The sequence below is a fragment of the Verrucomicrobiia bacterium genome (genome assembly GCA_035765895.1).
GTDB lineage: Bacteria > Verrucomicrobiota > Verrucomicrobiia > Limisphaerales > DSYF01 > DSYF01.
In genome coordinates this window covers 1-21,452 of sequence record DASTWL010000039.1, presented here as the reverse complement: position 1 = coordinate 21,452, position 21,452 = coordinate 1, and the positions used below count along the sequence as shown (strand labels likewise).

General features: G+C 63.1%; 16 protein-coding genes. 9 read left to right on the top strand and 7 right to left on the bottom strand.

What is annotated here, in order from left to right; genetic code table 11:
• Positions 1-325: 325 nt before the first annotated feature.
• From VFV96_08130 to VFV96_08115, 4 genes are all read right to left on the bottom strand, one after another.
• Entirely contained in the window at positions 326-523 is a 198-nt protein-coding gene (locus VFV96_08130; protein HEU5070366.1) for a hypothetical protein, read from the bottom strand.
• Between the two features lie 38 nt (positions 524-561).
• Positions 562-4,353: a DNA polymerase III subunit alpha gene (locus VFV96_08125; protein ID HEU5070365.1), complete on the bottom strand. Its 3,792-nt coding sequence runs from the start codon at positions 4,351-4,353 to the stop codon at positions 562-564.
• Positions 4,354-4,477: 124 nt separating this feature from the next.
• Complete coding sequence (locus VFV96_08120) at positions 4,478-4,600, bottom strand: hypothetical protein (GenBank protein HEU5070364.1); 123 nt, start codon at positions 4,598-4,600, stop codon at positions 4,478-4,480.
• 20 nt (positions 4,601-4,620) lie between these two features.
• Positions 4,621-6,252, bottom strand: a complete 1,632-nt coding sequence (locus VFV96_08115; protein ID HEU5070363.1) for a sodium-dependent transporter — start codon at positions 6,250-6,252, stop codon at positions 4,621-4,623.
• Positions 6,253-6,502: 250 nt separating this feature from the next.
• Between VFV96_08115 and VFV96_08110 the strand changes: the two genes are divergently transcribed.
• Entirely contained in the window at positions 6,503-7,729 is a 1,227-nt protein-coding gene (locus VFV96_08110) for a 2,3-bisphosphoglycerate-independent phosphoglycerate mutase (protein HEU5070362.1), read from the top strand.
• Positions 7,730-7,924: 195 nt separating this feature from the next.
• Positions 7,925-8,839, top strand: coding sequence for a LysM peptidoglycan-binding domain-containing protein (locus VFV96_08105; GenBank protein ID HEU5070361.1), 915 nt, complete (start codon positions 7,925-7,927; stop codon positions 8,837-8,839).
• Between the two features lie 9 nt (positions 8,840-8,848).
• Here VFV96_08105 and ychF read toward each other — a convergent pair whose 3' ends face one another.
• Both ychF and VFV96_08095 read right to left on the bottom strand, forming a co-directional pair.
• Positions 8,849-9,952 carry a redox-regulated ATPase YchF gene (gene ychF / locus VFV96_08100; GenBank protein ID HEU5070360.1) on the bottom strand — a complete coding sequence of 368 codons (1,104 nt, stop codon included), beginning with the start codon at positions 9,950-9,952 and terminating at the stop codon, positions 8,849-8,851.
• Positions 9,953-10,030: 78 nt separating this feature from the next.
• Positions 10,031-11,017, bottom strand: a complete 987-nt coding sequence (locus VFV96_08095; protein ID HEU5070359.1) for an MDR family oxidoreductase — start codon at positions 11,015-11,017, stop codon at positions 10,031-10,033.
• A 35-nt stretch (positions 11,018-11,052) separates the two neighbouring features.
• Here VFV96_08095 and VFV96_08090 point away from each other — a divergent pair, with 35 nt between their 5' ends.
• The 7 genes from VFV96_08090 (at position 11,053) to VFV96_08060 (ending at position 19,760) form a co-directional block, all read left to right on the top strand.
• Complete coding sequence (locus VFV96_08090) at positions 11,053-12,447, top strand: SAM-dependent methyltransferase (GenBank protein HEU5070358.1); 1,395 nt, start codon at positions 11,053-11,055, stop codon at positions 12,445-12,447.
• Positions 12,448-12,460: 13 nt separating this feature from the next.
• Positions 12,461-13,570 carry a small ribosomal subunit Rsm22 family protein gene (locus tag VFV96_08085; protein HEU5070357.1) on the top strand — a complete coding sequence of 370 codons (1,110 nt, stop codon included), beginning with the start codon at positions 12,461-12,463 and terminating at the stop codon, positions 13,568-13,570.
• A 55-nt stretch (positions 13,571-13,625) separates the two neighbouring features.
• On the top strand, positions 13,626-14,927 hold the full coding sequence (locus VFV96_08080; GenBank protein HEU5070356.1) for an alpha/beta hydrolase: 1,302 nt from the start codon (positions 13,626-13,628) through the stop codon (positions 14,925-14,927).
• Between the two features lie 11 nt (positions 14,928-14,938).
• Positions 14,939-15,598: a site-2 protease family protein gene (locus tag VFV96_08075; protein ID HEU5070355.1), complete on the top strand. Its 660-nt coding sequence runs from the start codon at positions 14,939-14,941 to the stop codon at positions 15,596-15,598.
• Between the two features lie 65 nt (positions 15,599-15,663).
• Entirely contained in the window at positions 15,664-18,021 is a 2,358-nt protein-coding gene (locus tag VFV96_08070) for a VIT domain-containing protein (GenBank protein ID HEU5070354.1), read from the top strand.
• Between the two features lie 18 nt (positions 18,022-18,039).
• Entirely contained in the window at positions 18,040-19,191 is a 1,152-nt protein-coding gene (locus tag VFV96_08065; GenBank protein HEU5070353.1) for a vWA domain-containing protein, read from the top strand.
• Positions 19,192-19,310: 119 nt separating this feature from the next.
• Positions 19,311-19,760: a DUF5069 domain-containing protein gene (locus VFV96_08060; protein HEU5070352.1), complete on the top strand. Its 450-nt coding sequence runs from the start codon at positions 19,311-19,313 to the stop codon at positions 19,758-19,760.
• A gap of 99 nt (positions 19,761-19,859) precedes the next feature.
• On the opposite strand, the gene VFV96_08055 is transcribed toward VFV96_08060, so the two are convergent.
• Positions 19,860-21,452, bottom strand: a 1,593-nt coding sequence (locus VFV96_08055; protein HEU5070351.1) for a GreA/GreB family elongation factor, incomplete at its 5' end; no start/stop codon positions are given.

Sequence of the window (21,452 nt, the reverse complement as noted above, 5' to 3'; positions counted from 1 at the left end):
CCGGAAGCGCGCTGTTTTTTTGCCCGCTCCCGGTTCGCGCGGCTGCCGCTCTTGCATGGGTGCGCCGGCCCCTGGCCGGCTTGGCTTGTGCGCGCAGGGAGGTCTGATCAGATGCCGCCGCCCCAACGGGTCCGGTTTCAAATGCTTTCGACGCTACGCCACTTCCAAAATTTCGGTGGCCAAGGTGCGCTGGTTTACCCCGGTTCCATGAATCGGAGTGCGGCTGTCCCAGCCGCAGCACGCCCGCTGGCCCGCACGAGTCCTCGAAAATTTGGACCGCCTTGGTGCCTGCCCCCGCTGCGGCTGAGGACAGCCGCGCGCCGCCCTAATTGGGTTGGGCGACGTCGGCATCTTTCTTTGGCTTGCCCTCGAACTCCGCGCAGCACGAACCGCACACGGAATAACAATCCTCGCAGAGCCAGCGCTCGTTGACCCGCAAGGCGCCAAACCGTCCGCACTGGTCGCACACGGCATCATCCACGGGCCGGAACGCGCTGTCGTCGGTTTGAACGGGCGTCGTCATGCTGCAAAGTCACCGCAAAGTGCGGTCCGGGCAAATGCTCATTCGTTCTCGCCACCGTTGGCCGGCTTGCGCTCCCACACGCGGCGCTGCCGTTCGGGCAGGCTGGTGTCCACCTTGGCGTAATAGGTGTCCTCGCCGAGCAGGGCGTCAGCGGCTTGCTGGAGAGCGAGCGACGGCGTCACTGAGTAACGCTCGTTCGTATCCACGAAGATGACGCCGCCGGTTGGGCGCATGAAGCACAGCAACAGCGGGCATTTGCCCGGATGTGCGGCCACCAGTTCCTTGAGTTGCTCCATGTGCACGGGTGCTAGGTGCGCCATCTGGAGCCGGAAGTGGACCTGTTTGGTGAACTTCTTCGGCGCGTCTTCCAACGGCAGGATTTCCTGCGGGAAAATCTTCGGCTTGTCCTCGGTGGTGTTCACCTCGCCGATGACGAGCAACGCCTTGTTCTGCACGAGCAGCTCGCGGTATTTGTCGTAGTTCTCGTTCATGCAGAGGAACTGCACGGAGCCCTCGAGATCCTCCAGCGTCACCAGCGCGTAGGGCTTGTTGGTTTTCTTCGAGAAGCCGCTTTGCACCGCGCCCACCATGCCGCCGATGCGCGTCATCGAGCGGTTCGGCAGGCCCGCGAGTCCCACGGTCGTATGCAGCGAATATTTTTCCAGAATCGGTGCGAGCGGCGACAGCGGATGGCCCGTGACGTAGAAGCCGAGCAATTCCTTCTCTGCCGCGAGCAATTCGTGCTGCGGCCATTCGTCGAGCTTGATGAGTTGGAGTTCCGGTTTGCTCCCGGCGTCCTCCAGCATGTCGAACATCGAGGCCTGTCCACGTTGGCGGTCGGCGATGATTCCTGCCGCGCGGGTCAACGCCATGTCAATGCTCGCGAACAGCGTGGCGCGGGTTTCGCCGAAGCAGTCGCACGCACCGGACTTGATGAGCGCTTCCAACGCCTTGCGGTTCACCGTGCGTCCGTCCACGCGTTCGCACAAATCGCCGAGCGACTTGAACGGACCCGCTTCCGTGCGCGCCTTGATGAGGGATTCCACGGCGATTTCACCGATGCCCTTCACAGCCACGAGACCGAAGCGAATGGCCATTCCCGGAGCGCGGCTGTCCCCAGCCGCAGCAGCCCCGCCGGTCGGGTGACTTTCGGATTTTCCCGATGCTTTGGTTGCGGTTGAAGGTGCTGTGGGTGGGATAGCCGCGCTCCCCGGCGCCGGACCGAAATGCATCTGGCTCTCGTTCACGTCCGGCGGCAGCACTTCGATGCCCATCGTGCGCGCCTCGGCGATGTATTGACTGAGCTTCGCGGTGTCGCCCATGTCGTTCGTCATCATCGCGCTCAGGAACTCGCCCGGGTAGTTCGCCTTCAGATACGCGGTTTGATACGCAACGATGGCATACGCGGCGGCGTGCGATTTGTTGAAGCCGTAACCCGCAAACTTTTCCAGCAGGTCGAAGATCTGGTTCGCCTTGGCCTCGGGAATCTTGTTCACCTCCTTGCAGCCCTTCACGAACGTGCCGCGCTGCTTGTCCATCTCCTCCTTCTTCTTCTTGCCCATAGCGCGCCGCAGCAAATCCGCGCCGCCGAGCGAGTAGCCTGCCAGCACCTGCGCTGCCTGCATCACCTGCTCCTGATAAATCAGGATGCCATAGGTCTCCTTGGAAATGCTTTCCAGCAACGGATGCTCGTATTCGACCTTCACCTCGCCGTGGCGGCGCTTGATGAATTCCGGAATGAGGTCCATCGGGCCCGGCCGATACAGCGCCACGAGCGCGGTGATGTGTTCGACGGAGGTGATCTGGAACTTTTTGCAAAGGTCGCGCATGCCGCCGGATTCCAACTGGAACACCCCCAGCGTCTCCGCCCGGTTCAGCAGGTCGTAGGTCTTCTGGTCGTCGAGCGGCAAGGTGTCCATGTCGAGCGTGACGCCCTTGGTTTTCTTCACCATCTCGCAGGTGTTGCGGATGACCGTAAGCGTCTTCAGCCCGAGGAAATCCATCTTCAACAGGCCGAGGTCGCCGACGGGGCCCATGGCGTATTGGGTGACGATGGTGCCATCCTCGTCCTGCTTGAGCGGGAGCAAATTGATGAGCGGCTCGGGCCCGATCACGACGCCGGCCGCGTGCACGCCCGCGTTGCGTGCGAGGTCTTCGAGCACGAGCGCGGTGTCGATGAGTTCGCGCGTCACTTCCTCGGTTTCGTAAGCCTGCTTGAATTCGGGCGATTGTTTGAGCGCCTTTTCGAGCGTCATCTTCAAGTCGGCGGGCACCATCTTCGCCAGCCGGTCACACTCGCCGTAGGTCAGGCCCATGACGCGGCCAACGTCGCGGATGACGGACTTCGCGCCCATCGTGCCGAACGTGATGATCTGCGCGACGGAATCGCGGCCGTATTTCTGGCGCACGTATTCGATGACGTCCGCGCGCCGGTCGTCGGCGAAATCAATGTCAATGTCGGGCGGATTGACACGTTCGGGATTCAGGAAGCGCTCGAACAGCAACGCGTAGCGGATCGGGTCCACGTTCGCGATGTCGAGCAGATAGGTGACGATGGAGCCGGCGGCGGAACCGCGCGCCACGCACGCCACGCCCATGTCACGGCCCTTGCGCACGAAATCACCGACGATGAGGAAGTAGCTGATGAACCCGGTCTTTTCGATCACGCCCATTTCCAGTTGCAGGCGGTCGAGCACAGTCTTGATGGCCACGGCGACTTCAGGGTGCGCGTGCAGTGGCGCATCTGGTTTCCCTGCACCCGGCCCATCGGCCACCCTCTCCCCATCGGACGGGGTGGGGGGCCGGCTAACAACATACGTCGGCAGGCGCTTTGGGTCCGTGATGCCGTCCACCACGAAATCTTTTCCGTCCACGTGCGTCTTGAGCGTGTAGCGCCGCTCCAAACCGTCGGCGAGCAGTTCGCGCAAGTAACCATCGCGTGTTTTGCCGGCGGGCGGCTCGAACACCGGATAATGCAGCTCCCCGAACTTGATCTCGAGGTTGCACATGTCGGCGACTTCGAGTGTGTTCTTCACTGCCTCGGGCACTTCGGCAAAGCGCGCCTTCATCTCCTCGGCCGAGCGCAGGTAAAATTGCTCCTGCGCGTAACGCATGCGCTTCGTGTCGCTCAATTGCGCCTGTGTGCCGATGCAGATGAGACAGTCGTGCGCCTTCCAGTGTTCCTTTTCGACATAGTGCACGTCGTTCGTCGCGACGAGCTTGAGGCCGAACTCCTTCGCCCACGGAATGAGGTGTTTGTTGACCTTGGCCTGCTCGGCGATGCCGTGGTTCTGGAGTTCGAGGAAAAAATTCTCCGCGCCGAGCGTTTGCTTGAACCAGTCAATGGTCGCGCGCGCCTTGTCGAACTGATCCTTCATGATCAGGTCGGGAATCTCGCTGGCGAGGCAACCGGACAGCGCAACCAAGCCCCGGCCGTATTGCGCGAGGAGTTCCTTGTCGATGCGCGGCTTGTAGTAATAGCCCTCCGTGTGCGCCAGCGTGGCGAGGCGGATGAGGTTTTTGTAGCCGGTCTCGTCCTTCGCAAGCAGACCGAGATGATGATAAACATCACGGCCGCCGCTGCCGGTTTTCTTTTCCAGCCGGCTGCCGGGCGCGACATACATTTCGCAGCCGATGATGGGCTTGATGCCCTTTTCCCGCGCGGCGCGGTAGAAATCGATCGCGCCGTAGAGCACGCCGTGGTCGGTGCAGGCGAGCGAGGAAAACTTCAGTTCGTGGGCGCGCTCCATGAGCCGGTCGAGCCGGCAGGCGCCGTCCAGCAGCGAATACTCGGTGTGGACATGGAGATGAACGAAGTCCGCGTGCGACATGCACGGCAACTTACCTGCCGCGAGCGGCGCGGGGCAAGCAGGGGTTGCTCACAGAAGAAAACAAACCGGAGCCGGGCAACGTGACGGTGTCTGAGCGGCCGCGTCACGGACGGGAGCGCGCGGCTTAATCGTCTTGGTCCTGCGTGTCGATGTCCTCGATGCCGTGGATGTGTTCCGGCTTTGACGTGAGCACGCGCCAGACGCACCAGACGAACAGCACGACGACGAAGCCCACGGAGAGGCTCATGGTAATCCAACCGCCTGTGGTCATGGCTGCGCCTCCTTTCCTTCCACGGCCGCCCGGTCCCAACGCCGTCCGGCCGCCGCGGTCAAAATGCAGATGAACACGATGCAAATCAGGAGGAACGCAATGCTCAGCCGGGCTGCCGTGCTGGCGTGGCTGCCCACTAGATCCTTGATGTAGCCCGCCGGTTCCAGCCGGCCGGTTTGAGGATTGGTGGCGAAGACGTTGAACCGCACCCAGAAGCCAAAGATGGTGAGCAGATACAGCGGGCACAGATATTTGACGATGAACTTGTAAAATCCGGGAATGCGCATCGCCGCGCCGCGATGGGCCTCCTGCCAGCCGCGACGAATTCCCATCCCCCAGCCGAAAACGATGATCAACACCGTGGCGAGCACGAAAATGAGGAAGGTGCCCACCCAGAAATCCAGCGTGTCGAGCGCCTTCAAGTCCTCGCTGAAATAAACCACGAACAACGTGCCCAAGGCGGTCAGCAAGCCCAGCAGCGAAACCGATTGTTTGCGATTCAGGCCCAGCCCCTCCTCCAGAAACGCGATGCCCGGCTGAAGCATCGAGAGCGAACTGGTGATGGCGGCGAGGAACAACAGGAAAAACCAGGCGCCGCCGAAGAACCACGAGAAGGGCATTTTGGAAAACACCAGCGGCAGGACCTTGAAGCCGAGGCCGAAGGTGCCCTGACCGACAATGCCGGCGGCACCCAGGAACATGAACGCCGCGGGCACCGTGATCAGGCCGCCGAGGGCGACCTCGCAAAATTCGTTGGCGCTGGTGGCCGTCAGGCCGCTGAGCACGACGTCGTCCTTGTTGGTCAGGTAGCTGGCGTAGGTGATGATCACGCCGAAACCCACCGAGAGGGAGAAGAAGATTTGTCCGGCCGCGGCCAGCCAGAGTTGTGGATTCGCGAGCTGGCTGAGCACCGAGACGCCGTCGCCGCGGTCCGGGTTCCACATGTAGCCCAGCCCGTTGAGGAGGCTCTGGTCCGGTTTGGCCGGATCGGGCGTGCCCAACGTCAGCACGCGCGCGAGCACGATCAGCGCGAGCACGATCAACGCCGGCATGCCCCACTTGCAGAACGTTTCGATGCCCTTGGAAATGCCGCGGTAGATGATGATGAAATTCAGAATGAAGACGATCAGCAGAAAGATGAGAACGTGATTGTGCTCGCGCGTGATGGTCAGCCCGTTCTCCGTGGCGCCGACAAACTTGGCCCAGAAATCGCCGTAGGCCGTCACATCGTTGCCGAGGCTCAGTTTTCCGGTCACGGCGTAATAGGAATACCCCAGGCACCACGCTTCGATGTAAACGTAATACATGTAGATGACCACCGGAATGATCACCCCGATGACGCCGACGTATTTGCCGATGGGATGCTTGATCAGCGCGTAGAAGATGCCGGGGCTGGAGTGAAAGCCGCGTTGCCCCGCGTAACGGCCCAGGGTCCATTCGGCCCAACAAATCGGGATGCCGAGGATCAGCAGCGAAATGAAGTAGGCGATCATGAAGGCACCGCTGCCGTATTGCGCGGCCAGGCCGGGGAACCGCAGGAAGTTGCCCAAGCCCACGGCACTGCCGGCCACGGCCATGATGACGCCCAGGCGCGAGCTCCAAGACTCCTTCCCTAATGCAGAGGACATGGGCCTCTTCTACTCGCCGGCTTCATCGGGCGCGAGCAGAAATTTGTGGGACCGGCATTCCACCGGTCTGGCGAGGTGCGCGCGTCCGACGGCCTTTCCCATGCGACGACCCGTCAGACAGGCTGGCCGCACGGCCCCGCGCCAGACGCCGCGCAATTCCCCGTTGACGCGCCCCGCTTCTGCGGCAGAATCGCGGGTCCCGGAGGACTGCTGGCCGCTGGCCCCGCGGAAACCGAACATTGCTTTGAACATGAAACTCGACGAACTCTACTCTGAACTGACACTCAAAACCGGCGCCAAAGTCGCCCTCGTGGTGATGGATGGCTTGGGCGACCTGGCCACGCCGGAGCAAGGCTTCATGACCCCGCTGGAGGCCGCGCACACGCCCAATCTCGACGCCCTCGTCCGCGCGGGCTGTGCCCAAGGCCGGATGACCCCGGTGGCGCCCGGCATTACGCCTGGCAGCGGACCGGGCCACCTCGCGCTGTTCGGTTACGATCCGGTCGAGTATCAGGTCGGCCGTGGTGTGATTGAAGCGCTCGGCCTCGGCGTGGAACTCAAGGCCGGCGACGTTTGCGCCCGCGCCAACTTTGCCACGCTCGACGCGAAGGGCATTGTCACCGACCGTCGTGCCGGCCGCATCCCGACCGAGACCTGCGAAAAGCTCTGCGCCATGCTGTCCGCCAAGATCAAGAAGATTGGCGACACGCAGGTGATCATCAAAGCCGGCAAGGAACACCGCTTCGTCGTCGTCTTCCGCGGCAAGGGGCTTGAAGGGCCGTTGACCGATGCGGATCCGAACCGTGAAGGCTTTGCCATTCCGACTGTCAAGCCGCGCGATGCAAAGAACGCGAAGCAAAAGAAGATGGCGAAGTTGATCGCCGATTTCTACAAGCTCGCGCTGCCCATCATCGCGAAGGAGAAGCCCGCGAACGGTTTCCTCATGCGCGGCATCGCGCATCAGCCGGACATCCCGACGTTTGAGGAGCGCTACAAGATGAAGCCCGCGTGCCTCGCGGTGTATCCCATGTATAAGGGCCTCGCGCAGCTTGTCGGCATGACCAAGATCGAAGGCCCCGCCACGATTCGCGAGCAGTTCGAGCGTTATGTGAAGGAATACGCCAACTATGATTTCTTCTTCATCCACTTCAAATACACCGACAAGGCCGGCGAGGACGGCAACTTCGAGGCGAAGAAGAAATACATCGAGGAGTTCGACGCCGCGCTGCCCATCCTGCTCGGCAAGAAACCCGACGTGCTGGCCATCACGGGCGATCATTCAACGCCGTGCGCGATGAAGGGCCACTCGTGGCATCCGCAGCCGGTGTTGCTGCACTCGAAGCTCAGCGGCTCGGACAAGCTGGAGCGCTTCACGGAAACCGGCGCGAACCTTGGTTCGTTGGGCGTGTTCGAGGCGAAGTATCTCCTCCGCCTCATGCAGGCGAATGCGAAGGCGTTTGACAAATACGGTGCCTGAGCAATTGCGGCTTTACGAGGCGTCTGCCAGCAATGGCAGGCGCCTTTTTCCTGCACCAATGCACCGCGTCGCCGCGCCAAAAAATGCCGCGAATCCGCATAAAGTTCTCGCATCAGCGGCCGGGACTGTGTTTGTGTGGGCGTTGAACATAGTGATGCGGAATGAACAATGCAGTTGTATGAAGCTGGAAAATCGATGCGGACGCTCCTTGCGGGCGTGATGCTGGCCGCGCTGCTGGCGCCGGCCGCCTGGGCCCGGGAAACCACCTACGTCGTCCGGCGGAACGACACGCTCTACGGCATCGCGGACGAGCACGGCATCTCCGTGGCGCGGCTCGCCGAGCGCAACGGCCTCAGCAAAAACTACCACGTCCTCGCCGGTCAACGGCTGATCATTCCCGGCACGGGCTCGGACGATAAGCCGGCACCGGCTGCCGCCGGCTCCTCCTTCACCATTACCGTCCAGCGCAACGACACGCTTTACGGCCTGGCCGACAAATACGGCGTTTCTGTTGACGTGCTCGCCGCACGGAACGGGTTCAGCAAAAATTACCAGCTCAAGGTGGGCGAGCGGCTCGTCATTCCCGCCGCGCGGTCCACGTCAGGGTCCGTCGCGTCCGACGATGGTCTGCCGGATTCAATCCGCCGCGCGATTCAGAATGCGGATGTGCGCGCGGGGCGGTGGAAATACATCGTCATTCATCACAGCGGCGTGGACGAGGGCACGGTCAAGGGGATGGACCGTTACCATCGCGAAGTGCGGCACATGGAAAACGGCCTGGCCTACCATTTCGTCATTGGCAACGGGCACGGCATGGGCGACGGGGAAATCGCCGTGGGCCATCGTTGGCGCGAACAACTGGACGGCGGGCACCTGCGCAGTGAAGCTCAGAACAAAATCGCCATCGGAATCTGCCTCGTGGGCAACTTCGACAAACATGCGCCCAGCGCCCGCCAGTTGCGGAGCCTGCATGCGCTGGTCGAGGCCCTGATGCACCGGTGCGACCTGACGTATCGAGCCGTCAAAACCCATCAACAGATCAACATCATCGGCACGCGCTGCCCGGGGCGGCATTTCCCGGCGAAGTCCTTTGTGGCCGGGCTGAAATGAGCCGCCAGCTCAGACGTTGAACTTGAACAGCAGCACGTCACCGTCTTTGACGACGTATTCCTTGCCTTCCATGCGGTAAAGCCCCTTGTCACGCGCCGCGGCGACCGAGCCGCACGCCACGAGGTCCTGGTAGGCGACCGTTTCCGCCTTGATGAAGCCGCGCTCGAAGTCTGAGTGAATCACGCCCGCCGCCTTGGGCGCGGTGTCGCCCACGTGAATGGTCCACGCGCGCACCTCCTTTTCGCCGGCGGTGAAATACGTCCGCAGGCCGAGCAGATGGTAGGTGGCGCGAATCAACGCGCCGACGCCGGATTCCTTCACGCCGAGCTCGGCGAGGAACGCCTTTGCCTCGTCCTCGGACAAATCAATCAAATCGCTCTCAATCTGCGCGCTGATGACGACCGCTTCACAGGCGAGGTGGGTCTTTACATACTCGTTCACCTTTTGCACGAACGGGTTCTGGTTCGCCGTGGCGAGGTCGCCTTCCTTGACGTTGCACGCAAAAATCGTCGGCTTGTCCGTGAGCAGGTAGAAGCCGCGCGCGATGGCTTTTTCCTCGGGATGCAACTCGACTGTGAGCGCCAGTTTGCCGGCGTTCAGCGCGGTCTGGAATTTCTTCAACACCGCCTCCTCCGCGACCGCCACCTTGTCGCCGCGCTTGGCGTCCTTGGTGACTTTCTCCAGGCGCTTGGTCACGTTGTCGAGGTCGGCGAGGATGAGTTCCGTGTTGATGATTTCGATGTCGCGCACCGGATCCACGGTGCCGGAGACGTGATGAATATCCGCGTCTTCAAAGCAGCGCACCACCTGCACGATGGCGTCCACCTCGCGGATGTGGCTGAGGAACTTGTTGCCGAGCCCTTCGCCCGCGCTCGCACCCTTCACGAGGCCCGCGATGTCCACGAATTCAATCGCCGCCGGGATGACGACGTTTGTCTTGGCGATGTCCTTGAGGACATGGAGCCGTTCGTCCGGCACGGTGACGACGCCGACGTTGGGGTCGATGGTGCAAAACGGGTAATTGGCCGCCTCCGCCTTGCGTGTGCGGGTGACGGCGTTGAACAGGGTGGACTTGCCCACGTTGGGCAAGCCGACGATGCCAGCCTTAAGCATCCGCGCAGTCTAGGGATGGCGCGGTGGGTTGCAAGTTGTGCCTTGCATGAGCGCCGGCCGGGCGGTCGCTTGCAATGTTCAATCCGTCACTTGCACCAGCAAACGCCCGCGCACCCTGCCCGCCAGCAGGGCGGCGGTGGCCGGGATCGCTTCGTCCAGCCGGATCGTCTGCGTCACCTGCGCAAGCTTGGCCGGGTCCACCAACGTGGCCAGCCGTTGCCACGCGGCTGCGCGTTCGGCCCGCGGCGCCCGCACGCTGTCGATGCCCAGCAGGCTCACGCTGCGCAGGATGAACGGCGCCACCGTCGCCGGGAAATCCATGCCCTGTGCCAGGCCGCAGGCGGCCACCCAGCCGCGATACCGGGTGCCCGCGCAGACGTTCGCGAGCGTGTGGCTGCCGACGCTGTCAATGGCCGCCACCCAGCGCTCCTTTTGCAGCGGTTTGCCGGGGGCCGACAGCGTCTGGCGCTCCAGAATTTCCGCCGCACCCAGCGACCGCAAATAATCGGCTTCAGCCACGCGGCCCGTCGAGGCCAGGACGTGGTAGCCCAGCCGGGCCAGCAGGCAGATGGCCAGGCTGCCTACGCCGCCGGCGGCGCCCGTGACGAGCACGTTGCCCTGGCCGGGTTGCAGCCCCGCGCGTTCCAGGGCGTTCACGCACAACGCCGCGGTGTAGCCCGCCGTGCCGATGGACATGGCGGTGGCGGGCGACATGCCGGCGGGCAGGGGCAGGGGGAAATCACCCGGCACGCGGCACCATTGCGCCAGCCCGCCCCAGCGCGATTCGCCCAGGCCCCAGCCATTGACGAGCACGGCGTCGCCCGGCCGCCACCGTGCATCGCTGCTGCTCTCCACGACGCCCGCCAGGTCGATGCCCGCGACCATCGGAAAGTGCTGCACGATGGGCGCGCGATTCTGGATGGCCAGCGCGTCCTTGTAGTTGAGCGTTGAATGCGAAACGCGGATGAGCACCTCGCCCGGCGGCAGATCCGCCTCGTTCAACGCGGCCACCCGGGCGGAAAAATTGCCCGCCGAATTTTCCAGCAACAAGCCGTTGAATGCCATGTCCGGAGCGTAACCCCGTGCCAGATCGGGGGCGAATGAAAGTTCAACGCGCCGGATTTCCGCGCTTTCGGCTCGCCCACGCCGGCGGGGCGCCGCACCATTCGCCGGTCATGGCCAGCGCGCATCCGGTTGAAGATTTCATCCGCCACACGGTGACAAGCATCACGGACAACACGTTTGTCCGGCTCGTTTTTTCCGGCGGCAGTGGCGACGCATCCGCGCCCAAACGCATGCTCGCCCGGCTCATCAAGCTGCGCGGCGCGCCGCACCTTTCGCTCACGCTCCGCCACGCCACCCGCGACGTGACGCAAAATCTGCCCGTGGGCGAGGTGGCGGGGTGGTTGCGGCTGCAACTCACCGGCCATTTTCGGAGCGCCCTGCTTGGCACCACGGTGCGGGAGTGGCAGCTCAATTTTCCGCCCGACAAGGAGCCCTGGCTGATCAGTCACAAACCGCATACCAGGACAGCTCCCGCCCGCGACCATGATGAAGCCCGGCAAACGTGGCTCGACGCGTCCGCCCGCGACTGGTTGCACGGCCTCGGCGTTTGCGATGCGCATGGCCGTGTCAATCCGAGCATGGCGGACAAGCACCGGCAAATGCAGCGTTACCTCGACATTCTTTCGCACCTGGCGAGGGATTGCGGCTGGGCGCCTGATGCCGCCAAGGGCGTTCCCGAAGCCCAGCCCGTGCGGCGGGTGTGGGTTGAAGGCGAAGCGCCCGCGGAAACCGGGCCGGCGGTGACGCCAGCCCATCTGCCTGACGTTCCTGTTGCCGCGGAACTCACCCTGGCCGACATGGGCTGCGGCAAGGGCTACCTCACCTTCGGCGCGTGGCATTTGTTCCGGCGCCGCTGGCGGATTCCCGTGCGGGTGGTGGGCGTCGAGGCACGTCCCGATTTGGTCAAGACCACCAGTCAGCTCGCCCGTAAAATTGACGCACCCGGTCTGGAGTTCGTTGGGGGCGACATCGCCACGGCTGAACTGCCGCGTGTGGATGCGCTCATCGCCTTGCACGCGTGCAACACCGCGACGGACGATGCCATCCGCCGCGGACTCGAACTGGGCGCAAAGCTCATTGTTGTGGCGCCGTGCTGCCACAAGGAGGTGCGGCCGCAACTGGGCCGGCCCGCGCCGCTCGCCCCGGTGCTGGAACACGGCATCATGGCCGAACGCATGGCCGAATGGGTTACGGACGGCCTGCGCGCGCTGTTCCTCGAATGGGCCGGTTATCGCACGAAGCTCATGGAATTTGTCGCCTCCGAGCACACGCCGAAGAATTTGATGCTCGCCGCGATGCGCGAACGCGCGCCGTTTACCAATCCCGCCGCCCGCGAACAAATTGTGGCCCTGAAGAAATTCTTCGGCATTGAACGACACGCGCTGGATCCTTTGCTGGAAAAAACTCCCGGCGCGGAGGGGCCGAAATGAATCGTCGCCCGGCATGAATTGGGAAGCCATTGACTGGAAGGCGCTCGAACGCTTGCGGGCGGCGTTTCTCGACGGCACGGCTGGACACGCCGATTACTGGCGCAGCGAATCGGATCTGGCCAGTTATGACGCCACGTTCGCCCAGCGCATCGGCTGGAAATGGGATTACGTGCTGGCCGAATTGCTGCGGCGCGGCTGGACGCCCGCACCCGGGACGTTGCTGGACTGGGGTTGCGGCAGTGGCATCGCGCACCGCGCGTTTTTGGATCATTTCGGCATGGCAACGGTGGGTGAACTGCAACTGTGGGATCGTTCGCCGCTCGCGGTGCGCTTTGCCGAACGGCGGGCGAGGGGAAAATATGCGGGCTTGAAGGTGATCACCGACGCCTCGGTTCAGGGAGAGCATCGGCCTCCGAGAACGGATGCACACCCGGGCCATGAACCGGACGAAAACCCCTCACCCGGCAAGACGCCACCCTCTCCCCATCCGATGGGGAGAGGGCAGGGTGAGGGGAAGTCTAACACCACCCTCCTCATCAGCCACGTGCTGACCGAACTCCCCCCGGCACAAGTCGAGGCGCTGGCAGATTTCGCGGCCGGTGCCACCAGCGTGATCTGGGTGGAACCTGGCACCTTCGAGGCCAGTCTTACGCTCATCGCCGTGCGGGAACGGTTGCGCGGGAAGCTCAACGTCATCGCGCCCTGCACGCATCCGGTGCCATGCGGCATCCTGGCGCCGGGCAACGAAAACCATTGGTGCCATCACTTCGCGGCGCCGCCGCCCGAAGTGTTCACGGATGGAAACTGGGCGCGGTTCGGCGAGCTGGCCGGGGTGGATTTGCGCAGCCTGCCGCTCAGTTTTCTGGTGTTGGACCGCCGGCCCGCACCCGCGCTGCCGGCTGGTGCCGTGCGTTTCCTGGGCCGGCCGCGCATTTACAAGCCGCACGTCGTGGTGCTGGGCTGCGACGCGACGGGAGTCGCGGAAAAGCGCGTCACCAAACGACAACTGCCCGACGCTTTTCGCGCGTTGAAACGTGGAGAAGCCGGCGCGTTGCACGTCTGGCATTGTGCCGGCGATGAAGTGGCCGAGCTGCGGCCGCTTGAACCCGAGGCGGCGTCTTGAAGCGACCGGGCACGTAACCATCGACCGCGCCGCGTCACCGGCCTACACTGCGGCCATGATGTTTCGCCTGTTTGTGCGTGTTGCCGGGCTCATGAGTGTTTTGGTGGCGACTGCTGCTTTCCCCGCCGATGTCGCTTCGACCAACGCCTCCGCCCGGGCGCTGCACGAATTGCACGCGTGGTTGCAGCAGCCCGCGACGGCGCGTCCGGCCCTGACACAACAGTCTTTCGCCACGCCACCCTTGACCCGCGCGGATGCGGACGCTGCCCTGTCCGCCCTATGGCGGGATCGCCTGGCGCAGCTCCGCGAATCGCGGGCGGCGGAAATGCGCGCCAAGGTGATCGAGCTCGATGGCCAATCGATGAAATTCGACTGGCTGAGCTTCGGCGACAGCAACGCGATTCCGCCGGCCGGCCGGAGCCTGTTCCTGTCGCTGCACGGTGGCGGCGGGACGACCCGGGCGGTGAACGACGCGCAATGGACCAACCAAATCCGCCTCGGCGAGGCGTATCGTCCGCGCGAGGGCATCTACGTTGCGCCACGGGCGCCGACCGATGCGTGGGACCTGTGGCATCAGGCGCCGATTGACGATTTCTTCGCGCGGCTCATCGAGGATTTTGTCGTGTTCGAGCACGTGAATCCGAACCGCGTTTACGTGCTGGGTTATTCGGCCGGCGGCGACGGCGTTTATCAGGTGACACCGCGCACGGCGGATCGCTGGGCGGCCGCCGCCATGATGGCGGGCCATCCTAACGACGCGTCACCGCTGGGCCTGCGCAACGTGCCATTCGCGATTCAAGTGGGCGCCCGGGACGCGGCGTATCAGCGCAACGCGGTGGCGGCCGCGTGGGGGAAAAGGCTCGATGCCCTGCAGCAGGCGGACCCGGCGGGCTACGTGCATTTCACCGAACTGCACGCGGGCAAGGCGCATTGGATGGACCTGGAAGATCGCAAGGCCATTCCGTGGATGGAGCAATTCACGCGTCAGCCATGCCCGCCGAAGGTGGTGTGGTATCAGGATGACGTGACACACGCGGAGCTTTACTGGCTCGCCCGCCCCAAGAGCGAGGTCAAGGCCGGGCAACTGCTCACGGCGGAACGCGCGGGGCAAACCATCACCCTAAGCTCGACGAATACCAGCACGGTGACCGTGGAATTGAACGATGCGTCGCTGGATCTGGATCTTCCGGTCATTGTCCGGGCGGAGGGGCAAACATTGTTCTCGAATGTCGCCGCCCGGACCGTCGCGACGCTGGCGCAAACGTTGGCGGCACGTGGCGACACCAACCTCGCGTTCAGCGCCGCCGTCACGGTGAAGCTGCCGGCGCCGCTCGACGCTGCCGGCGACAATCGCTAACGTGACGCGCGATGGATGCAAACCTCGTGATTGACGGTGTGCTGTTGTGGATTGGCCTGGTGATTTTGCTGACCTTCCACGAATTCGGGCATGCCTGGGTGGCGATGAAGTGCGGCGACGACACGGCCAGGGACCGGGGCCGCGTGTCCCTGAACCCCATCGTTCACATGGACGTCCTCGGCACGGTGATTCTGCCGCTGGCGATGATTTTCCTCTCGATGACCGGTTCCGGTGCGGCGCGGTTTCTGGTTGGCTGGGCCCGGCCGGTGCCGGTGAATCCGCACAACCTGCGCCATCCGAAGCGGGACGACCTCCTCGTCACACTGGCCGGGCCGGGGATGAATCTGCTGCTCGCCGTGGGGCTGATGGGGCTGGCGAAACTTGGCCTGCTGCTTCACTCGGAACAAATGGCGGAATTCTGCCTGCGCCTGTCGTCGCTGAGCCTGTTGCTGTGCTTTTTCAATTTGATCCCGATTCCGCCGCTTGATGGTTCGCAGGTGCTGCGGGTTGCCACCAACATGAGCTACGAAACGTTTGTGCGCCTCGCCCAATGGGGCTTCGTGGCTTTGATTCTCGTCCTGCAAATTCCCTTCGTGCGGCTGGCGCTGGCGGTGATGACGGACACGTCGTTCCGCATTATCGCAGGATGGTTCCGGGTGCCGTTGCTGTAACCCGGGCCGGCCGGCCGCGACGAATTGTCCGGGAGCATTTTCCCGGGCGCCCCGTCCAATGGGGCATGAAACGCTGGATCTTCCTCGGGTTGTTGGGCGCGCTGCTGGCCGCCGTTGTGCCCGCGCGCGGCGTTGGTTTGATCATCGTGGACGAAGCGCACTGGCGGCCCGCGCCGCCGGAAGTGATTCCTCCGCCGTGGCCGCCGCCGCATCCGCCCATTCCTCCGCGCCCGATTCCGCCGCCGCCGTTCTGGCGCCCGCATGTCTTTGCGCCGCTGGAGATAAATTCCTGCCAGGTGACCGCCCAAATCGAGGATCAGGTCGCGGTCACCACCATTGACGAGGCGTTTTACAATCCGAACGCCGCCCGGCTTGAGGGCACGTTTCTGTTTCCGGTGCCCAAGGGCGCGCAGCTCGACCGGTTCGCGATGGAGATTGACGGCAAAAAGGTCGAAGCCGAGCTGCTCGCCGCCGACAAGGCCCGCACGATTTACGAGGACATTGTGCGCCGGGCCAAGGATCCCGCGTTGCTGGAGTATTCGGGACGCGACGTCTTCAAAGTGCGCATTTTCCCGATTGAGCCGCACGCCACCAAGCGCGTCACGGTGCGCTACACGCAGTTGCTCAAGCTCGACAACGGTTTGGTGGATTACACCGTGCCGCTCAACACGGCGAAGTATTCCAGCAAGCCCATCCCGTCGGTCAGTGTGAAGCTCGATCTCGCGACGAAGCGCCCGTTGAAATCCATTTACTCGCCGAGCCACGACGTCGAGATCAAGCGGGACGGCGACCGCCGGGCCACCGTCGGCTACGAAGGCCGGGACGTGGTGCCCGACACCGATCTGGCGTTGTATTTCGCACCGGAAAAGGATGATCTCGGGGTGAATCTGCTGACCCATCGGGTGGCCGGGGAGGATGGGTATTTCCTGCTGCTGGCGTCGCCGGGCGTGGATGTGCAGGAGAACCGGCTGGTGAAGAAGGACGTGGTGTTCGTGCTCGACACGTCCGGCTCAATGGCGGGCAAAAAACTCGAACAGGCGAAAAAGGCGCTCTTGTTCTGCGTGGAGAATCTCAACGAAGGCGATCGCTTCGAACTGGTCCGCTTCTCCACCGAAGTGGAGCCGCTGTTTGACCAGTTGGTGCCGGCCGATGACGGCCACCGGGCAAAGGCGGATGCCTTCATTCGCGGCCTCAAACCCATCGGGGGCACGGCGATTGACGATGCGTTGAAAAAGGCGCTGGCCCTGAAGCCCGGGCGCGAAGGCCGGCCGTTCTTCGTCATCTTTTTGACCGACGGTTTGCCCACGATCGGCACGACTGACGAGGACCAAATCCTCGCCGACGTCAAGCAGGCCACCGGCGGCAATGTGCGCGTGTTTTGTTTTGGCATTGGCAACGACGTGAATACGCACCTGCTCGACAACATCACTGAACAGACCCGCGCGGTCAGCCAATACGTCCTGCCGGAGGAAGACCTCGAAGTGAAGCTCTCGAATTTCTACGCCAAGATTAAAGAGCCGGTGCTCGCGAATCCCACGCTGAAATTCACCAGCCAGGTGCGCGTGACGAAGTTGTATCCGGCGCCGCTGCCCGACTTGTTCAAGGGCGAACAACTCGTGCTTGTCGGGCGGTATTCCGGCGACGGCCCTTCGGCGGCCATCATCGGGGGCACGGTAAATGACGCGCAGAAAAAATTCACGGCCGACGTGGACTTTGCCGCGGAATCCGCCGGCAATGATTTCATCCCGCGTCTGTGGGCGACGCGCCGCGTGGGCTACCTGCTGGATGAAATCCGGCTGCACGGCGAAAGCGCCGAACTCAAGTCCGAGGTGACCGAACTGGCACGCCAATACGGCCTCGTCACGCCCTACACGGCCTATTTGATTCTCGAAGACGAGGCGCGGCGCGGTGTGCCGCTTGCGCTCCAGTCGGTGCCGCAGTTGCGCACGGATGCCGTCGCCATGGAAGGCCTGGCGAAGCTGGCGGACAGCTACGGCAAGGACCGTTCCGGCGGGCTGGCCGTAAATAGCGCCCGCGCCAACTACGCATTCAAGTCGGCGGAGAATTTTGGGCAGACGGCAGCAGGTTACGCGGATGCGAATCGCGCCTATTCGTTCGCCGCTCCAGCCGCGCCGGGCAGTGCTGCGAGCACAGTCGCCGTCAACGGCGCCAGCGGCGGTGGAAACCCGCAACTGGTGCAGAACTCGCAGTTTGTGAATGGGCGGAACTTTTATCAGAACGGCAAGCAATGGGTGGATTCCGAAGTGCAGAAGCAGCAGATCAATCGGCGCATCCGGCTGCAGTTCAATTCGCCTGAATATTTCGCCTTTGCCGCCACCAACGCCGCCGCGCGCCCGTGGCTCGCGCTCGGTCAGAATGTGCAGTTCGTCATCAAGGACACGCTTTACGAGATTTACGAATAACCCAAACCCAGGAAGCCCATGAAAACATTTTCCCGCACTCTCGTCACCGGCCTGGCCGTGCTGGCAATGATCTGCCCGGCCTTCGCGAAGGACAAAACCATGGCGGAATCCGCCGAGCCGGCGAAGAAGCCGCTCGTGCAGCTGGCCGTGCTGCTCGACACCAGTGGCAGCATGGACGGTTTGATCGATCAGGCCAAAAGCCAGCTTTGGAAGATTGTGAACGAATTTCTCAAGGCGAGGCAGGATGGCCAGACACCCGAGGTGCAGGTGGCGTTGTATGAATACGGCAAGAGCAGTTTGTCGCCGCAATCGGGCTGGATTCGGCGCATTCAGCCGCTGACGACCGACCTCGACAAGCTGTCCGAGGACCTCTTCGCCCTGAAAACCAACGGGGGTGATGAATACTGCGGCTGGGTCATCAAGGATGCGGTGAACGAGCTGGCGTGGAGCGACGATCCAAAGGTGTATCGCGCGATTCTGATTGCGGGCAACGAGCCCTTCACACAGGGCCCGGTCAATTACGCGGACGCCTGCAAAGCCGCGATCGCGAAGGGCATCATTGTGAACACGATTCACTGCGGCAGCGAGGCGGAGGGCATCAATGGCAAATGGCAGGATGGCGCGTTGCTGGCCGACGGCAAATATCTGGTCATCGACCAGAACCGTGCCGTGGTTCACATCGAGGCGCCCCAGGATCAGGAACTCGCCCGGTTGAGCGCGGACTTGAACAAGACGTATCTCGCGTATGGCGACGCCGGCCGCGCGGCAGCGCAGCGGCAGGCGGCCCAGGATGCCAATGCCGCCACGCTGGCGCCGTCGTCGGGTGCCGTCGTGCAGCGCGCGTTGACCAAGGCATCGGTCAATTATTTCAACGGCAACTGGGATCTGGTTGATGCGACGAAGGACTCCAACTTCAAGCTGGAAGCGGTGAAGACAGCAGATCTGCCCGCGGAAATGCAGCAACTGAGCCCGGCGGAACGCCAGGAATATGTGCAGAAGAAAGCGGGCGAACGCTCCGGATTGCAGGCGAAAATCCAAACGTTGAACGCCGAACGCGAGAAATATCTCGCCGCGCAAATGAAGCAGCAGGCCGCCACCAACACGCTCGACGCCGTGGTCATTGCCGCCGTGCGGGAACAGGCCGCGAAGCGGGACTTCCGTTTCGAGTAATCAAGGTGATGGCGGCAGTGCGCTAAATTTCCGCCGGCCACCCCTTGCGCCGGGTGCGATCTGAGGCATGTTGCGAACTCGCCGCGGAATGGTTTCGCGGCGCAGCCGTTTAATTGTTTATGTCATTATCAGCACCTGATCTCACGAAACAACCACCGCGCAGCCCCCGGGTCCGGCTCGGCGGTTATGTCCTGCTGCCGCGCATGCTCGACAAGGGCCGCGCCACACTGGCCGGCAAGAATGGCGAATATCATTACGCCTGCCCGCAAGACCAGCGGTTCCTCGAGTTTGTCGGGGTGGACCCGGAAGCCTTGAAGGCCGAGCTGGCCCGGGGCGCGGGCGACAGCGAAATCCTCGCCTGGATTCAAAAGCACGCGCAACACAAGCGTAATGCATTGGAAATCGAGGCGTGGTCCGCCCTCATGGAACGTCGCGCGCCGGACAATCCTGAGAGCCGCGATTACTTCAATGCCGAGCACAAGCGGATCGCGCCGCAGCGCACCGACTTCGTCACGTGGTTCGATTACCTCGACGTGGACGATTTTGTCACGTTCGGCGGCAAGGCCTGATTGAAAGTGGGGGCTTCGGCAGCCGGGCAGCAAGCAGGCTGTTGAAACAATAAGGGCGCGGAGCCCGAACGGCTCCGCGCCTTTTTCTGGCAAAGTGGTTTAAGCCGCGGCCGACGGGGCTTCGGCGGTGGGTGCGCTTTCCACGGGCGGCGTCACCGTCTTGTTGTAAGCCTCGATGTTTTCGATGCGATGATGATGGCGGACGCCGTGCACTTCGTATTCCACGGATTCGCCCACCTTCTTGTTCATCAACGCCTGCGCCACCGGCGTGAGGTAGCTGATGATGCCCTTGTCGGCGTCGTCGTCCCAGGCGCCGAGAATGGTCAGGATTTCCGGCTTGTTCGCTTCGAGGTCGGTCAGGTGCACAATGGTGCCGATGCTGACCATGTCGGTGCTGACATTCGCAAAGTCGCTGCCGCGGGCCCGATCCAGGGCCACTTCGAGTTCGCCCTTGCGGCGCATGAGGACGGTTTGCATTTCCTTGGCCGCCTTGAACTCGTGGTTTTCGCTGAGGTCGCCGTAGCTGCGGGCCAGCGCAATTTCCTTCGAGTTCGCCGGAATCTTCTTCTCGACGAGCTCGTGGTATTCGTTCTTCGCGCGTTCGAGGCTCTCCCACGAGACGATCAGCGTCGTGTCCTGGCGCGTCTGCGTGCCGGAGATGAGCGGTTGAATGACCGGGAACGTCTTGACGATCCAGCCGAGCAGCAGGCGCTTTTCGAGGTCATCAAACACCGGTGAATACTGCAGTGCGCGCGTCATGTCCTTGATCAGTTCGATGTCCGCGGAGCTGATGAGTTCCACGACGAGCTGCTGGTCGGACAGAATGTAATCGCGCAGCTTGCTGGAGCGCTTTTCGTTGAACTGGTCGCGCTCCATGGCGGTGAGCATGGCGCGGAACACTTCCGGTCCGAGAATGTCCGCAAAGTCCTCGCTGCGTTCCTTGCCGAACCAGAGGAGCAGTTCGCTGCTGGCGGCGTGCTGCGTGATGAGGCGGCGCAGGGCCAGCTTGAGGTCCCCGATCTTGCCCTCGTGAATGAGCAGGCTGGCGAATTCCTTGCAGGTGCGGGTCGGGATGGTGTTGATGCTTTTGAGCAAAGTGTCCGCCCAGTCATTGGCCCGCGCGGCCTTGAAGGATTCCAGCGCCTTGCGGTGCCGCGTGGCGGGCATGCCTTCCATGACCTCGCTGAGGCTGGGTTCCTGCGCCCAGATCGCGTCGTCGGTCAGTTCACCGTCCTGCACGGGCGTGCCAGCGGCGGCGCGCAGTTCATTGCGGACAAAAATGGCCTCCAGTGCGACGCCTGGCTGGGTGCGTTGGTAGCTCGGGATCTCCGCGTTCAATGCGGGGATCACCTCGTTGGCGGCGGCAACCTTGTCCGTCAGGTCGGCGGCGTTCACGGCGATTTCATTGCCAACGACCACCTTGGCCTTCAGGCCGCGGGCTTTGCGGAAATCTTCGAGCAGCCGGTCCTGCATGGAAATTTCCTGCGCCTGATACACGATGGGCTCGCTCTTTTTTGCCGGCACCAGGAAATGGCCGCTCTTCTTCAACTCGCGCTTGGCGGCTTCCCACCATTTTTTCCAGTCGTCCTTGATGACGTCCGGCACGAGCGCCTGCTGGATTTGATCCTGTGTGGCCTTGCCGCCGTTGCTGAGCAGCACGAGTTTGACGAGGCCGAGATGGTCCTTGGCCGC

Coding starts and splice junctions, on each gene's coding strand:
- VFV96_08130 (HEU5070366.1), bottom strand. CDS start 523: ATGACGACGCCCGTTCAAACCGACGACAGCGCGTTCCGGCCCGTGGAT.
- VFV96_08125 (HEU5070365.1), bottom strand. CDS start 4,353: ATGTCGCACGCGGACTTCGTTCATCTCCATGTCCACACCGAGTATTCG.
- VFV96_08120 (HEU5070364.1), bottom strand. CDS start 4,600: ATGAGCCTCTCCGTGGGCTTCGTCGTCGTGCTGTTCGTCTGGTGCGTC.
- VFV96_08115 (HEU5070363.1), bottom strand. CDS start 6,252: ATGTCCTCTGCATTAGGGAAGGAGTCTTGGAGCTCGCGCCTGGGCGTC.
- VFV96_08110 (HEU5070362.1), top strand. CDS start 6,503: ATGAAACTCGACGAACTCTACTCTGAACTGACACTCAAAACCGGCGCC.
- VFV96_08105 (HEU5070361.1), top strand. CDS start 7,925: ATGCGGACGCTCCTTGCGGGCGTGATGCTGGCCGCGCTGCTGGCGCCG.
- ychF (HEU5070360.1), bottom strand. CDS start 9,952: ATGCTTAAGGCTGGCATCGTCGGCTTGCCCAACGTGGGCAAGTCCACC.
- VFV96_08095 (HEU5070359.1), bottom strand. CDS start 11,017: ATGGCATTCAACGGCTTGTTGCTGGAAAATTCGGCGGGCAATTTTTCC.
- VFV96_08090 (HEU5070358.1), top strand. CDS start 11,053: ATGAAAGTTCAACGCGCCGGATTTCCGCGCTTTCGGCTCGCCCACGCC.
- VFV96_08085 (HEU5070357.1), top strand. CDS start 12,461: ATGAATTGGGAAGCCATTGACTGGAAGGCGCTCGAACGCTTGCGGGCG.
- VFV96_08080 (HEU5070356.1), top strand. CDS start 13,626: ATGATGTTTCGCCTGTTTGTGCGTGTTGCCGGGCTCATGAGTGTTTTG.
- VFV96_08075 (HEU5070355.1), top strand. CDS start 14,939: ATGGATGCAAACCTCGTGATTGACGGTGTGCTGTTGTGGATTGGCCTG.
- VFV96_08070 (HEU5070354.1), top strand. CDS start 15,664: ATGAAACGCTGGATCTTCCTCGGGTTGTTGGGCGCGCTGCTGGCCGCC.
- VFV96_08065 (HEU5070353.1), top strand. CDS start 18,040: ATGAAAACATTTTCCCGCACTCTCGTCACCGGCCTGGCCGTGCTGGCA.
- VFV96_08060 (HEU5070352.1), top strand. CDS start 19,311: ATGTCATTATCAGCACCTGATCTCACGAAACAACCACCGCGCAGCCCC.